Annotated in this window: 12 protein-coding genes and 2 pseudogenes; 8 read left to right on the plus strand and 6 right to left on the minus strand. The window is 71.5% G+C overall.

The features are described 5' to 3' along the window. Window positions 1–12: 12 nt before the first annotated feature. Window positions 13–543, plus strand: a complete 531-nt coding sequence (locus NEH16_RS12285; RefSeq protein WP_265542022.1) for a hypothetical protein — start codon at window positions 13–15, stop codon at window positions 541–543. Between the two features lie 72 nt (window positions 544–615). Here the strand turns inward: NEH16_RS12285 and NEH16_RS12290 are convergent, their stop codons facing one another. The 4 genes and pseudogenes from NEH16_RS12290 to NEH16_RS12305 form a co-directional block, all read right to left on the minus strand. Further along, window positions 616–1,740: a GuaB3 family IMP dehydrogenase-related protein gene (locus NEH16_RS12290; RefSeq protein ID WP_018101158.1), complete on the minus strand. Its 1,125-nt coding sequence runs from the start codon at window positions 1,738–1,740 to the stop codon at window positions 616–618. Between the two features lie 107 nt (window positions 1,741–1,847). After that, window positions 1,848–3,350, minus strand: a complete 1,503-nt coding sequence (guaB, locus tag NEH16_RS12295) for an IMP dehydrogenase (protein WP_073964384.1) — start codon at window positions 3,348–3,350, stop codon at window positions 1,848–1,850. A 160-nt stretch (window positions 3,351–3,510) separates the two neighbouring features. Further along, entirely contained in the window at window positions 3,511–4,086 is a 576-nt protein-coding gene (locus tag NEH16_RS12300) for a sigma-70 family RNA polymerase sigma factor (protein ID WP_018101160.1), read from the minus strand. A 247-nt stretch (window positions 4,087–4,333) separates the two neighbouring features. Continuing rightward, a pseudogene (locus tag NEH16_RS12305) lies at window positions 4,334–4,944 on the minus strand (response regulator). Window positions 4,945–5,370: 426 nt separating this feature from the next. Here NEH16_RS12305 and NEH16_RS12310 point away from each other — a divergent pair. Continuing rightward, on the plus strand, window positions 5,371–5,694 hold the full coding sequence (locus tag NEH16_RS12310; RefSeq protein WP_265542024.1) for a WhiB family transcriptional regulator: 324 nt from the start codon (window positions 5,371–5,373) through the stop codon (window positions 5,692–5,694). A gap of 88 nt (window positions 5,695–5,782) precedes the next feature. Here the strand turns inward: NEH16_RS12310 and NEH16_RS12315 are convergent, their stop codons facing one another. Beyond that, complete coding sequence (locus tag NEH16_RS12315) at window positions 5,783–6,685, minus strand: LysR family transcriptional regulator (protein WP_265542026.1); 903 nt, start codon at window positions 6,683–6,685, stop codon at window positions 5,783–5,785. Between the two features lie 89 nt (window positions 6,686–6,774). On the opposite strand from NEH16_RS12315, the pseudogene NEH16_RS12320 reads away from it, so the two are divergent. Together NEH16_RS12320 and NEH16_RS12325 are read left to right on the plus strand one after the other, a co-directional pair. After that, window positions 6,775–7,445 (plus strand): annotated as a pseudogene (locus tag NEH16_RS12320) (MOSC domain-containing protein). Window positions 7,446–7,497: 52 nt separating this feature from the next. After that, window positions 7,498–8,271, plus strand: a complete 774-nt coding sequence (locus NEH16_RS12325; RefSeq protein ID WP_073964387.1) for an SDR family NAD(P)-dependent oxidoreductase — start codon at window positions 7,498–7,500, stop codon at window positions 8,269–8,271. A 39-nt stretch (window positions 8,272–8,310) separates the two neighbouring features. Here NEH16_RS12325 and NEH16_RS12330 read toward each other — a convergent pair whose 3' ends face one another. Next, on the minus strand, window positions 8,311–10,134 hold the full coding sequence (locus NEH16_RS12330) for a DUF2264 domain-containing protein (protein WP_430523777.1): 1,824 nt from the start codon (window positions 10,132–10,134) through the stop codon (window positions 8,311–8,313). Window positions 10,135–10,247: 113 nt separating this feature from the next. Here NEH16_RS12330 and NEH16_RS12335 point away from each other — a divergent pair, with 113 nt between their 5' ends. From NEH16_RS12335 to NEH16_RS12350, 4 genes are all read left to right on the plus strand, one after another. Continuing rightward, on the plus strand, window positions 10,248–11,360 hold the full coding sequence (locus tag NEH16_RS12335; protein ID WP_265542028.1) for a substrate-binding domain-containing protein: 1,113 nt from the start codon (window positions 10,248–10,250) through the stop codon (window positions 11,358–11,360). A gap of 107 nt (window positions 11,361–11,467) precedes the next feature. Next, a complete protein-coding gene (locus NEH16_RS12340) occupies window positions 11,468–12,796 on the plus strand; it encodes an ABC transporter substrate-binding protein (RefSeq protein ID WP_265542030.1) in 1,329 nt (442 codons plus the stop codon). Between the two features lie 4 nt (window positions 12,797–12,800). Beyond that, window positions 12,801–13,688 carry a carbohydrate ABC transporter permease gene (locus tag NEH16_RS12345; protein ID WP_073964391.1) on the plus strand — a complete coding sequence of 296 codons (888 nt, stop codon included), beginning with the start codon at window positions 12,801–12,803 and terminating at the stop codon, window positions 13,686–13,688. Next, window positions 13,685–14,539, plus strand: a complete 855-nt coding sequence (locus tag NEH16_RS12350) for a carbohydrate ABC transporter permease (RefSeq protein WP_073862660.1) — start codon at window positions 13,685–13,687, stop codon at window positions 14,537–14,539. Before NEH16_RS12345 ends, NEH16_RS12350 begins: the two co-directional genes overlap by 4 nt. The last annotated feature ends 18 nt before the right edge of the window (window positions 14,540–14,557 follow it).

The following is a 14,557-nucleotide window of genomic DNA, read 5'->3' on the forward strand; positions in this document are numbered from 1 at the left end:
GGAGAACCCAGCATGAGCCAGTCCGTACCACCGCCGAACCAGCCCTACGGCCAGCCGCAGGACGGCAACCCGTTCGCCGGCCAGCAGCCCGGCGCCCCGTTCGGCGGCGGCCCCGCGCCGTTCACCCCGGCCCCTCCGGCCCGCAACAACATCGCGCTGGGTGTGGTCGTCGCGCTCGTCGCGGCCCTCGTCGCGGCCGGGATCTACGGCGCGATCATCGGCGCCACGAAGCACGAGATCGGCTACGCGGCCGTGGGTGTCGGTGCCATCGTCGGCTTCGCGGCGGGCAAGCTCGGCGGACGCAACCCTGCCCTGCCGGTCGTCAGCGGCGCGTTCGCTCTGCTCGGCGTCTACCTCGGTCAGCTGCTGGGCGAGGCGATCATCATCAGCAAGCAGCTTCCGCTCTCGGTCACGGACATCTTCTTCGACCACTTCAGCGACCTGAACACGGTGTGGAAGGAAGACTCCGACTTCCTGAGTTTCGTCTTCTTCGCGATCGCCGCCGTGGTGGCGTTCTCCACGGCCCGCAAGACGGCCGCGTAGGCACAGCCGGACACGCCGGAGGGCCCGGACCGCGAGCGCGGTCCGGGCCCTCCGGCGTACCTACGGGAAAACTCAGCGGCGGTGCTGCGAGTCCGCCACCGTCACCTCGACGCGCTGGAACTCCTTGAGGTCGCTGTAGCCCGTGGTGGCCATCGCGCGGCGCAGGGCCCCGAAGATGTTCATCGAGCCGTCCGGGGTGTGCGAGGGGCCGGTCAGGACCTCCTCGGTCGTCCCGACCGAGCCCAGGTCCACCAGCTTGCCGCGCGGCACGTCCTCGTGGACGGCCTCCATGCCCCAGTGCCGGCCCCGGCCCGGCGCGTCCGTCGCGCGGGCCAGCGGGGAGCCCATCATCACGGCGTCCGCGCCGCAGGCGATGGCCTTCGGCAGGTCGCCGGACCAGCCGACGCCGCCGTCCGCGATGACGTGCACGTAACGGCCGCCGGACTCGTCCATGTAGTCGCGGCGGGCACCGGCCACGTCCGCGACGGCGGTCGCCATCGGGACCTGGATGCCGAACACGTTGCGCGTGGTGTGCGCGGCGCCGCCGCCGAAGCCGACGAGGACACCGGCCGCGCCGGTCCGCATCAGGTGCAGGGCGGCGGTGTACGTGGCGCAGCCGCCGACGATCACCGGGACGTCCAGCTCGTAGATGAACTGCTTCAGGTTCAGCGGCTCGGCCGCGCCCGAGACGTGCTCGGCGGAGACCGTCGTACCGCGGATGACGAAGATGTCCACGCCCGCGTCGACCACGGCCTTGGAGAACTGGGCGGTGCGCTGCGGGGAGAGCGCGGCGGCGGTGACGACGCCGGAGTCGCGCACCTCCTTGATGCGCTGCCCGATCAGCTCCTCCTGGATCGGCGCGGAGTAGATCTCCTGGAGCCGGCGGGTCGCCGTCTCGACGGGCATCTCCGCGATCTCGTCCAGAAGCGGCTGCGGGTCCTCGTGCCGGGTCCACAGCCCTTCCAGGTTGAGGACTCCGAGGCCGCCCAGCTCGCCGATGCGGATGGCGTGCTGCGGGGACACCACGGAGTCCATGGGGGCGGCCAGGAACGGCAGCTCGAAGCGGTAGGCGTCGATCTGCCAGGCGATCGAGACCTCCTTCGGGTCGCGGGTCCGGCGGCTCGGGACGACGGCGATGTCGTCGAATGCGTATGCCCGGCGGCCGCGCTTGCCGCGCCCGATCTCGATCTCAGTCACGATGATGTGGCCTTTCCCTCTGCGTCTGCGCTGTCCAGTATCCCCGACACGCGCCGGAGGGGCGGTCCGGGGAACCCCGGGACCGCCCCTCTCGCACGCGTGTCGCGTTACTTCTTGCTGTAGTTCGGTGCTTCGACCGTCATCTGGATGTCGTGCGGATGGCTCTCCTTGAGGCCCGCCGAGGTGATCCGCACGAAGCGGCCCTTGCTCTCCATCTCGTCCACGGTCGCGGCGCCCACGTAGCCCATGGTCTGGCGGAGGCCGCCGACGAGCTGGTGCAGCACGTTGGCGAGGGGGCCGCGGTAGGGGACCTGGCCCTCGATGCCCTCGGGGACGAGCTTGTCGTCCGAGGCGACCTCGGCCTGGAAGTACCGGTCCTTGGAGTAGGAGCGGCCCTGGCCGCGGGACTGCATCGCGCCCAGCGAGCCCATGCCCCGGTACGACTTGAACTGCTTGCCGTTGATGAACATCAGCTCGCCCGGGGACTCCTCGCAGCCCGCGAGGAGGGAGCCCAGCATCACGCTGTCGGCACCGGCGGCGAGCGCCTTGCCGATGTCACCCGAATACTGGAGGCCGCCGTCGCCGATGACCGGGACGCCCGCCGCGCGGGCGGCCAGCGCGGCCTCGTAGATCGCGGTGACCTGCGGGACGCCGATGCCGGCGACGACGCGGGTCGTACAGATGGAACCGGGGCCGACGCCGACCTTGACGCCGTCCACACCGGCGTCGATCAGGGCCTGGGCGCCGTCGCGGGTCGCCACGTTGCCGCCGATCACGTCGACGCTCACGGCCGACTTGATCTTGGCCATCCAGTTGAGCGCGTTGCTGTTGTGGCCGTGCGAGGTGTCCACGATGAGGAAGTCGACGCCCGCCTCGGCCAGCGCCTGGGCGCGGTCCAGCGCCTCGGGGCTGGCGCCCACGGCGGCACCGACGAGCAGTCGGCCGTCGGCGTCCTTGGCCGCGTTCGGGTACTGCTCGGCCTTCTTGAAGTCCTTGACGGTGATGAGGCCCTTGAGGAGGCCCGCCTCGTCCACCAGCGGCAGCTTCTCGATCTTGTGGCGGCGCAGCAGCTCCATGGCGTCCACGCCGGAGATGCCGACCTTGCCGGTGACGAGCGGCATCGGCGTCATGACCTCGCGCACCTGGCGGGAGCGGTCCGACTCGAAGGCCATGTCGCGGTTGGTGACGATGCCGAGCAGCTTGCCCGCCTGGTCGGTGACCGGGACACCGCTGATGCGGAACTTGGCGCAGAGCGCGTCCGCCTCGGCGAGCGTGGCGTCCGGGCCGACCGTGATGGGGTCGCTGACCATGCCGGACTCGGACCGCTTGACCAGGTCGACCTGGTTGACCTGGTCCTCGACCGAGAGGTTGCGGTGGAGGACGCCGACGCCGCCCTGGCGGGCCATCGCGATGGCCATGCGGGCCTCGGTGACCTTGTCCATGGCGGCGGACAGCAGCGGGATGTTGACGCGGACGTTGCGCGAGATGAGCGTCGAGGTGTCGACCGCGTTGGGCAGCACTTCGGATGCGCCCGGCAGCAGCAGCACGTCGTCGTATGTCAGCCCGAGCGTCGCGAATTTCTCGGGCACTCCGTCGACGTTTGCAGTCATGACACCTTCCCCAAATGGCCTTGATCGGTGCGGATGTCCATGCTAACGGCCTCGGGAGGCGTCTCATTCCACGAGCAAGATCACCCGCAGGTTCTGTAGCTTTCTACGGTTGTGGTGTACGTCTCCGAGGCGCCCGGCACACCGCGCGGCCCAGGCCGGCTCACTGCTCCGCGAGGGCCCGGAGCCGGCTGAGCGCCCGGTGCTGGGCGACCCGGACGGCGCCCGGGGACATGCCGAGCATCTGGCCGGTCTCCTCGGCGGTCAGCCCGACGGCGACGCGCAGCACGAGCAGTTCGCGCTGGTTCTCCGGGAGGTTGGCCAGGAGCTTCTTGGCCCAGGCGGCGTCGCTGCTGAGCAGCGCGCGCTCCTCGGGCCCGAGCGAGTCGTCGGGGCGCTCCGGCATCTCGTCGGAGGGCACGGCGGTCGAGCCGGGGTGCCGCATCGCGGCGCGCTGGAGGTCGGCCACCTTGTGACCGGCGATGGCGAAGACGAAGGCTTCGAAGGGCCTGCCCGTGTCCTTGTAGCGCGGCAGCGCCATGAGCACGGCGACGCAGACCTCCTGCGCCAGGTCCTCCACGAAGTGGCGGGCGTCGCCGGGCAGCCGGTTCAGCCGGGACCGGCAGTAGCGCAGGGCGAGGGGGTGGACGTGGGCGAGCAGGTCGTGCGTGGCCTGCGCGTCGCCCTCGACGGCGCGGTGCACCAGGGCACCGATCACCGTCGTCCCGTCGTCGCGCATCGGACCATGGTGCCCCGGTCCCGCTTCATCCGCGGCACCGCGTCCGTAGTTGTGCACCGAAGCGTTATGAGCGGGTGCGCCGGAAGTCATGTCCTGCGCCCTCCCCTTCCGCTCGACCGAATCGTTCCCGAGGAACTCCACGTCTCAAGGATGCGGCATCGGCCGGGAAGCGTCACATACCGCCGGATCGGCGGGGTACGGCGGCGGGCGCCGCACCCCTGCCCGGGCCTGGGGCCCGGGCCGACTGTCAGCGCACCAGACCCCATCGGAAGCCCAGGGCCACCGCGTGGGCGCGGTCCGAGGCCCCGAGCTTCTTGAAGAGCCGCCGGGCGTGCGTCTTCACCGTGTCCTCCGAGAGGAACAGCTCGCGGCCGATCTCCGCGTTGGAGCGGCCGTGGCTCATCCCCTCCAGCACCTGGATCTCGCGCGCCGTGAGCGTGGGCGCCGCACCCATCTCGGCCGACCGCAGCCGGCGCGGGGCGAGCCGCCACGTCGGGTCGGCCAGCGCCTGGGTGACGGTCGCCCGCAGCTCGGCCCGGGAGGCGTCCTTGTGCAGATAGCCGCGGGCACCGGCGGCGACCGCGAGCGCGACGCCGTCCAGGTCCTCGGCGACGGTCAGCATGATGATCCGGGCGCCGGGGTCGGCGGAGAGCAGCCGGCGGACCGTCTCCACCCCCCGAGCCCGGGCATGCGTACGTCCATGAGAATCAGATCCGAACGGTCGGCACCCCAGCGGCGGAGGACTTCCTCGCCGTTGGCGGCCGTCGTCACACGCTCGACGCCGGGCACGGTCGCGACCGCGCGACGGAGCGCTTCTCGGGCAAGCGGGGAGTCGTCGCAGACGAGGACGGAAGTCATGACCGCCCTCCGCAGCTGATGCGCGTCACCTTGAGCCTCCAGGCTGTTACAAGTCGTCACCTGTGCGGTTGACGCTCTCGGACATCTGCCCGATCGCTCTTTCTGCCAACCGCCTCCGCACTCTCAACGATGGTCACTCGAAAGAGTTACGGGTTGGAAGACCGAGTTCGGCACTCTACGTGAGTAAGCGCTCACGGAGGAGAGCGCCACGGGTCGTCCAGTCGTCAACCGAAACTTTTGGCGGCTCCGTGCCCCATTTAGCGGGATTTCTTCCCTTTTGGTGGTGTCTGTGGCTAGATTCGCAATCAGTCATATTTACATCTACTAACACCGTAGATGTACGGTCTTGTACACGGTCATCGACAAGCACCCACCCACGACGCACGACGACGCTTCCGACTCAGCACGGTTTCGAGGGGACAAGCAATGGCCGATTTCTCCCGACTTCCCGGACCCAACGCCGATCTGTGGGACTGGCAGCTGCTGGCGGCCTGCCGCGGGGTCGACAGCTCGCTCTTCTTCCATCCCGAGGGGGAACGGGGTGCCGCCCGGAGCGCCCGGGAGACCTCCGCGAAAGAGGTGTGCATGCGGTGCCCCGTACGCGCGGAGTGCGCGGCGCACGCGCTGGCCGTCCGTGAGCCCTACGGGGTGTGGGGTGGACTCACGGAGGATGAGCGTGAGGAGTTGATGGGGCGTGCGCGGAATCGGTTGATCACCGCGGGGCCGGCGTCGCCGCCGGGGCATGGGTGACCGTTGCTGCGCGTATCGGGGGAGAAACGTTTCTGCACCCCACCCCGCCCCTTCCCGAAACCTGGGGCTCCGCCCCGGACCCCGCGCCTCAGACGCCGGAGGGGCTGGATGACGCCAGTGCCAGGTGGTCCAGGGTTGCCGCCACCGCCGGGACCCTTGCCAGGTCCGGCAGGGTCAGGGCGACGATCTCGCGTTCGATGGCCGGGGACACCGTGAGGGTCCTGGCTCCTCGGGGGCGTACCGACTCGATGGCCAGGGCGGGCAGTACGGCGACGCCCAGGCCCGCGCCGACCAGGCCGATCACCGCCGGGTAGTCGTCGGTGGCGAAGTCGATGCGCGGGGTGAAGCCGGACTCCTCGCACACCTCCACGAGCTGCCTGCGGCACCGCGGGCACCCGGCGATCCAGGACTCCCCGGCCAGCTCCGCGATGCCCACCTCGTCCCGGTCCGCCAGCGCGTGCCCCTCGGGGACCAGGCCCGTGAGGCGGTCCGTGAGCAGGGGCCGGACCACCAGGTCGTCCCATTCGGCGCCCGTATCCCCGTAGCGGAAGGCGAGGGCGATGTCGCAGTCGCCGTCGCGCAGCATCTCGACCGACCGGGGCGGCTCGGCCTCCACGAGGGAGACCCGGGTGCCGGGGTGGGCGGCGCGCAGGGCGGCCAGGGCGCCCGGGACCAGCGAGGAGCTGCCGCTCGGGAACGAGACGAGCCGGACCCGGCCGGCCCGCAGTCCGGCGATCGCCGCGACCTCCTCCTCGGCGGCGGTGAGCCCGGCGAGGATGCCCGACGCGTGCCGCACCAGCGCCTCGCCCGCCTGGGTCAGCCGCATCTCGCGGCCGGTCCGGATGAGCAGCGTGGTCCCCGCGGAGGACTCCAGGGCCTTCATCTGCTGGCTGACGGCGGGCTGGGTGCAGCCCAGTTCCCGGGCGGCGGCGGAGAAGGAGCCGGTGGCGGCGACGGCGCGCAGGACGCGGAGGTGGCGGGCTTCGATCACCCCTCCAGCATAAGCGGGCCTTGGGGCGGTCGCAGGATATTCGCGTGTGACTTTGGGAGGGGGTTGGATACCGTTCCGGTATGACCGCGATGACTGTGCTGACCGTGAACGCGGGGCGTCCCACGCCGGCGTCCTACACCGACGCCCCGGGGGCAGGACCGGGATCGACAAGCACCCCGTGGACGGGCCGGTACGGGTCTCGGACCCCGGGCCCCGGGGCGAGGGCGGCAGCGGTGTCGCCGGGGACGCGGTGTGCGACCTGCGCCACCACGGCGGCTCGGACCAGGCGGTGTACGCGTTCGCCCGGGAGGACCTGGACGCCTGGGAGCGCGAGCTGGGCCGCGCGCTGCCCAACGGCACGTTCGGCGAGAACCTGACCACGGCGGGGCTGCGGGTCGGCGGGGCCCTGATCGGCGAGCGCTGGCGGATCGGCGGCGAGCTGGTCCTGGAGGTCGCGTCGGGCCGCATCCCGTGCCGTACGTTCCAGGGTCACCTGGGCGAGGCCCGCTGGGTGAAGCGGTTCACGCAGGCGGCGGCCCCGGGGGCGTATCTGCGGGTGATCACGCCGGGCACCGTCCGGGCGGGCGACCCGGTCGAGATCGTGCACCGGCCGGACCACGACGTGACGGTGGAGTTGCAGTTCCGGGCCGTCACGACCCGGCGCGACCTGCTGCCGCTGCTCCTCCCGGCGGGCGAGGCGCTGTGCCCTTCGACGCTGCGCAAAGCGCGCGCGTACGCGGCGGAGCTCACCGCCTCCTGAGGCCGCGGGAGCGCCCGGAGGCGCCGTTCCGGGATGCTCTAACGTGCCGCGTATGACGACTGCACTGATCACGGGCGCGACGGCGGGCATCGGTGCCGCCTTCGCCCGGCGGCTCGCCGCCGACGGGTACGACCTGGTCCTGGTGGCCCGGGACGCGGAGCGGCTGCGCGAGCAGGCGACGGAGCTGCACGACCGGCACGGCATCGAGGCGGAGGTGCTGCGGGCCGACCTGTCCGAGGACAAGGGCATCCGCGCGGTCGAGGAGCGCCTCGGGGACACCCGGCACCCGGTCGACCTGCTGGTGAACAACGCGGGCTTCGGCAACAAGGGGCGCTATCTGGAGGTCCCGATGGCCGACGAGCTGACGATGCTCAAGGTGCACTGCGAGGCGGTGCTGCGGCTGACCTCGGCGGCGGCGGCCTCGATGCGGGAGCGCGGCCGGGGCGGCATCGTCAACGTGGCCTCGGTCGCGGCGTTCGTGCCGCGCGGCACGTACGGGGCTTCGAAGGCGTGGGTCGTGCAGTTCAGCCAGGGCGCGGCGAAGGACCTGGCCGGGTCCGGGGTGCGGCTGATGGCGCTGTGCCCGGGCTTCGTGCGTACGGAGTTCCACCAGCGGGCCGGGATGGGCACCGGCAACATCCCGGGCTGGATGTGGCTCGACGCGGACAAGCTGGTGAGCGCGGCGCTCGCGGACCTGGCGCGCGGGAAGTCGGTGTCGATCCCGGACCCGCGCTACAAGGTGCTGATGGGCGCGGTGAAGCTGGCCCCGCGCGGGCTGCTCGGCGGGCTGACCTCGCGGACGGGCCGCAAGTACGGGCCGCAGTAGGGGCCTTCACTCCCCAGCAGGGCCTCCCCAGCAGGGCCTTTACTCCTCCGGGAGTCGGAGTACGGCGGTGGTGCCGTCGTGCCAGGTCACATGGATCTCGTGGGGGCTCTGTACGCGGATCCCGGCGAGGGTTTCCACGGGGGCCGGGTCCGCCTCGCCGGTGAGCGAGGCGAGCGCGACGAAGAGGGACCGGGGTCCGGTGGTCGCGCCGTCGACGGCGAGGAGCCGGGAGGTCTCGTCGAACATGGTGTCGCCGCCGGGCAGTTCGCGGACCCCGTCCCCGTAGCCGTGGACCGGGTGGAGCTGGGCGGTGAGCGTTCCGTCGTCCCCGGTCGCCCAGCCGGTCTGTCGGACGGGCGTGCCCTCGGGCGCCCCCGTGACCAGATGCGCGCGGACCTCGGCGCGGCCGTGGGCGAGGGTGGCGGAGACGACGCGGATGCCGGGGAGCGGGGTGTGCGCGGAGGCGGCGGGGCCGAGCGGGTCGGCGGTGAGGCGGGCGGTCGGTTCTCCGTCGTCGGACAGCAGCGCGAAGTGGTTGTCGCGTGCGGCGCTCCCGTGCGTGGGGCCGGTGCGGGTGGAGTACGCGAAGCGGGCGTAGCCGGGGTCCTCCTCGTCGCCCACATGGTTCGAGCCGTGGTTGTGGAGCCGGACGAGGCCGTCCGCCGCGGTGGACTGGAGGAGCATCCCGGTCGGGCCGAGGACGGTTACGGCGTCCGCGGTCTCGGCGGGCAGCGGCTCCTCGTCGGCCGTCCAGACGGGGTGGTCCGGGGGCATCAGGAGGCCGAGGAAGCCCTTGGAGGCCCAGTACGGGGAGGCCGGGCCGGAGTACGTCTGGAGCATGGGCTCGTACGGGCGGTGCCAGCCGAGTGTGAGGAGGCCGTCCCGGTCGGTGGCGCCGTGGTCCAGGAAGTGGCGGAGGGTGCCGGAGGCGAGGCGGCGGGTCGCGCCCGGGGTGAGCGGGGTGTGGCCGGTCAGCGCGCCGAGCCAGGGCGCGGCCGCGGCGGCGAAGCGGTAGATCAGGGAGCGGCCGAACGGCATGGGGGCGCCGTCCGCGCCGAACATCCGGCTGTAGTCGTCCAGCTGGCGGTGCAGGCGGGGGCCGTAGCGGTCCAGGAGGTCCCGGTCGCCGGCGAGGTGGGCGTGCAGGACGGGGTAGAAGTGCATCGCCCAGGCGTTGTAGTGGTCGAAGGAGCGGTTCGGGCCGTCGCTGTACCAGCCGTCGCCCAGGTACCAGTCCTCGACGTGGGCCAGCGCGCGGTCGATGGTCTTCCGGGCCCGGTCGGTCTCGATGCCGGCGTCCTGGAGGAAGCCGGCGACGGTGAGCCCGAAGAACCACCAGTTGTTGTTCACCGGGGGCGCGTCGAGGGCGGGGAGGAGCCAGTCGGCGGCGCGCTGCCGGGTGGCGTCGTCCAGGGTGTCCCAGAGCCAGGGGCGGGTGAGGCGGAGGCCCAGGGCGATGGACGCGGATTCCACGATGGCCTGGGGGACGTCCGCGATCAGGGGCCAGGCGTCGGGGCTGCCCGCCGGCTCCGACGTACCGGCGGCGAGCCCTTCGGCGTACCGGCCGAGGAAGCCGTGCGGGTCCTCGCCGCGCGCTCCGGCGGTCCGCAGGGCGGCGAGCAGCCAGGTGCGGGCGTAGCCCTCCAGGCCGTCGGAGAGGGGGCCGGACCAGCTCGGCCGGGGGCCGGGGAGGTCGATGCGGCCGTGGCGGGGCGAGGCGTAGGGGCGTACCGCGAGCAGCAGTCGGTCGGCCGTGCGCTCCCAATCGGCACGGGTGTACCCGTGTACGGACTGGTCGTGGGCATGATGCTCCCAGGGGAGGCGGACTTCGGCGTCGCAGGAAATCCTGAACCGCGGGTTGATCGAAGGTCAAGGGATGACGTTGCGAATGATCGAAACTTCCATCAATCGATCACAGTGGATTAGGGTCTGGCGAGCCGAGCCACCACATCGCGATCAACAAGGGGACTGCCGCCGTGCGCGAGAGTGCAGCTGAACGTCACGACCGACTTCTGGCCCTGGTACGGGAGCGCGGCTCGGCCCGTGTCTCCGATCTGGCCGGCCTGCTGGGGGTCTCCCCCGTCACGGCGCGCCGCGACGCCGAGGCGCTGGCCGAGCGCGGACTGCTGGACCGGGTCCACGGCTCGGTCTCCTGGCCCCGGGACGCCGCCGCCCCCGACGCCCCCGTTCCGGGCGGCGGCCCGGTGCTCGGGCTCATCGCCCCCTCGGCCACGTACTACTTCGCCGAGGTCATCCGGGGGGCGCACGAGGCGGCCGCGCGCGCCGGGGGACGGCTCGTGCTGCGGATCTCCGACTACCGGCCGGAGGGCGACCGGGCGCGCGCCGAGGGGCTGCTCGCCTCCGGGGCCGACGGGCTGCTCATCGCCCCGGCCTGGCGGGGTGCCGAGGACCAGGCGGCGTACGGGGACTGGATGGCCGGGCTGCCGGTGCCCGCCGTGCTCCTGGAGCGGACCCCGGCGCCGGGGTCCGCGCTGGACGGCCTGGACCGGGTCTGCTCCGACCACCGGCACGGGGTGCTGCTCGCGGTGCGCCATCTGATCGGCCTCGGCCACGGCACCCCGCTCCTGGTGGCCCGCGCCGACAGCCCGACCGCGCTCGCGGTGCGCTCCGGGTACGAGGACGCGCTCGCGGTGCTGGGGCTCGCCGAGGGCGCTCCGGCGATGATCGGGACGTCCGGGCCGGAGGTGGACCCGGCGCGCTTCGAGGAGGCGGTGCGCGAGGTGCGCGACGCGGTGGTCTCCGGCCGGGCCACATCGGTCCTCGTGCACAACGACGTGGACGCGATCCACCTGGTGCAGCGCCTGTCGGAGCTGGGCGTGCGGGTGCCGGAGGACCTGGCGGTGATCGCGTACGACGACGAGGTGGCGGCGCTGGGCGACATCCCGCTCACCGCGGTCAGCCCGCCCAAGCGGCACGTCGGGCGGTACGCGACGGAGCTGCTGATCGGGCGGATCGGGGCCGGGCGGGAGGGGGCCGGGCGGGACGGTTCGGGGCCGGACGGGGACGAGCCGGGCAGGCATCTGGCGCTGCTGCCGCGGCTGCGGGTGCGGGCGTCGACCGCTCGATAACGTTCTGATCTTTTCTCGATCAATCAATCTTTCGCTCTTGACTTCGGTCATCGGTGGACCAAGGATCACGCCCAACGTCCCTGTCACCGTCGACTCAGGAGCCCGCCGTGAACCGCAGTTGGAGCAGAACGACTCTTTCCATAGCCGGAGCCGTCACCGCCCTCGCCGTCGTCACGGCCTGCGGCGGGAGCGGGGACGACTCCGGGGGCGGCGGCACCGGCACCGCCGCCAAGCCCGTGACCATCACCTTCTGGGGCTGGGCCAAGGGCACCAAGGAGGTCGTGGACGCGTTCAACGCCTCGCACGAGAACATCCATGTGAAGTTCGAGGAGACCCCCTCCGGGAACGCCGGCGGCTACGCCAAGATCTCCAACGCGATCAAGGCGGGCAACGCCCCCGACCTGGTCTCCGTCGAGTACCCGCAGCTCCCCGAGTACGTCAGCCAGGGCGGCTTCCAGGACATCGGGAAGTACCTCACGGACGACGTGAAGAAGAAGTTCCTCCCGCAGGCGATCGAGCAGACCACGCTCGGCGGCAAGAGCTGGGCGGTCCCCTTCGACGCCGCGCCGCAGGCGTTCTTCTACCGCAAGGACCTCTTCACCAAGTACGGCATCGAGGTCCCCAAGACCTGGGCCGAGTTCAAGTCGGCGGCCGAGAAGGTGAAGAAGGCCGACTCCAAGGCCCGCATCGGCACCTTCTTCCCGGACGACCCGACCACCTTCGAGGCGATGGTCTGGCAGGCCGGCGCCCAGTGGTTCAAGGCCGAGGGCGACACCTGGAAGGTCGACACCTCCGACGCCGCCACCACCAAGGTCGCCGACTACTGGCAGGGCCTGGTGAAGGACGGCCTGGTCCGCACCGACGCCTCCTTCTCGCCCGCCTGGACCAACTCCCTGAAGACCGGCTCCACCGTCGGCTACCTCGGCGCCTCCTGGGGCGGCGGCGTCCTCGGCTCCACCCTGCCCGAGCAGAGCGGCAAGTGGGCCGTCGCCCCGATCCCGACCTGGGACGGCGAGCCCGCCGGCGGCATGCTCGGCGGGACCACCTTCGCGGTGCCGAAGAACAGCGAGAAGGCCGCCGCGGCCGTCGAGTTCGCGACCTGGATGACCACCACGGAGGACGGCATCGAGGCCCGTATCTCCTCCGGCACCTCCAGCGCCTTCCCGGCCGCGCTCGCCCTGCGCCCGGCGGCCAAGAAGGCGTTCGACACCAAGTTCTACGGCGGCCAGGACATCTACCAGGTCTTCGAGGACGGCGGCGCCGCGATCAAGCAGGGCTGGACCTGGGGCCCCGCGATGGGCACCACCAACACCACGCTCAAGGACCGCTTCGGCAAGCTCGCCGGGGGCGGCACCACCATCCCCGACGCCGTGAAGGCCGCCCATGACGCGACCGTCGCGGAGCTGTCCAAGCGCGGCCTGAAGGTCGAGGGCTGACCGGATGAAAGCCCGCACCCGCGCCGCCGCGATCCTGCTGACCCCGTTCTTCGTCCTGTTCACCGCCGTGATGCTGATCCCGATCGGATACGCGGTCTGGCTCAGCCTCTTCACCGAACAGCAGTCGGGGCTCGGCTTCGGCGGATCCGAGACGGTCTTCACCGGACTCGGCAATTACACGGCGGCGCTGGGTGACCGGGTCTTCCGCGACGGTTTCCTCGTCCTCCTCGGCTACTGCGCCGTCTACATCCCGCTGATGGTCGGCGGCGCCCTCGGCCTCGCCCTGCTGCTCGACTCGGCGCTCGCCCGCGCCCGGCGCTTCTTCCAGCTCGCGCTGTTCCTGCCGCACGCCGTGCCCGGCATCATCGCCGCGATGATCTGGCTGTACCTCTACACCCCGGGCCTCAGCCCCGTCGTCTCCGCGATGCACTCCGGCGGCATCGGCTTCGACTTCTTCTCGCCCGGCGGCGCGCTGCCCTCCGTCGTGAACATCGCGCTGTGGGAATGGCTCGGCTACAACATGGTGATCTTCTACGCCGCCCTCCAGGCCATCGACCGCTCGGTGCTCGAAGCGGCCACGGTGGACGGGGCGAGCGGCGGACGCATCGCGTTCAGCATCAAGCTCCCGCTGATCCGGTCCTCGGTCGTCATGGTCGTGCTCTTCACGATCATCGGCTCGCTCCAGCTCTTCACCGAGCCGCTGATCCTCAACACCGGCTCCGGGTCCGCCGTCTCCTCCTCCTGGACACCGAACATGTACGCCTATACCGCGGCCTTCGCCCGTAACGACTTCGGACTCGCGGCCGCCGCCTCCGTACTCCTGGCGCTCACCGCGGCCCTGCTGTCCTTCGTCGTCACCCGCCTCACCGGCCGGAAGGGCGCGCACGCATGAGCACCACGACCCGCAAGAACCCCTGGCTGTCCAAGGCGGCCGTCAACGGAGCGCTGCTCCTGGCCGTCCTCTACATGCTCTTCCCGCTCGTCTGGCTGGTCACCGCCGCCACCAAGGACACCGGCTCGCTGCTCGCCGGGGACACCTTCTCCTTCAAGGGCTTCGACCTCTCGAAGAACCTCTCCGACATCGCCTCGTACGGGGACGGCGTCTACTTCCGGTGGTACGGGAACAGCCTGCTGTACGCGGGAGTGGGCGCCGCGGTCTGCTCGCTGATCTGCGTCGCCGCCGGGTACGCCTTCGACAAGTACGAGTTCCGGGGCAAGGAGAAGCTGTTCGGGCTCGTCCTGCTCGGGGTGCTCGTCCCGACGACCGCGCTGGCCCTGCCGATGTATCTGCTGGCCAGCAAGCTCGGCCTCGTCAACACGTACTGGTCGGTGCTGATCCCCGTCCTGGTGAACCCGTTCGGCGTCTATCTCGCCCGGGTGTTCTCCGCCGGCTACATCCCGGGCGAGGCGCTGGAGGCCGCGCGCATCGACGGGGCGGGCGAGCTGCGCACCTTCTTCTCCATCGGGCTGCCGATGATGATGCCGGGGTTCGTCACGGTCTTCCTCTTCCAGTTCACCGCGATCTGGAACAACTTCTTCCTCCCGCTGGTGATGCTCTCGGACCGCAAGCTCTTCCCGCTGAGCCTCGGCCTGTACTCCTGGAACACCAACACCCACAGCGAGCCGGGCTTCTACCCGCTCGTCGTCACCGGGTCGCTCCTCGCCGTCATCCCGCTGATCGTCGCCTTCGTCTCCCTGCAACGGCACTGGAAGGCCGGACTCACCGCCGGCAGCGTCAAGTAGCCCCACCCCGAGGGAGTC

This window comes from Streptomyces drozdowiczii, assembly GCF_026167665.1.
GTDB lineage: Bacteria > Actinomycetota > Actinomycetes > Streptomycetales > Streptomycetaceae > Streptomyces > Streptomyces drozdowiczii_A.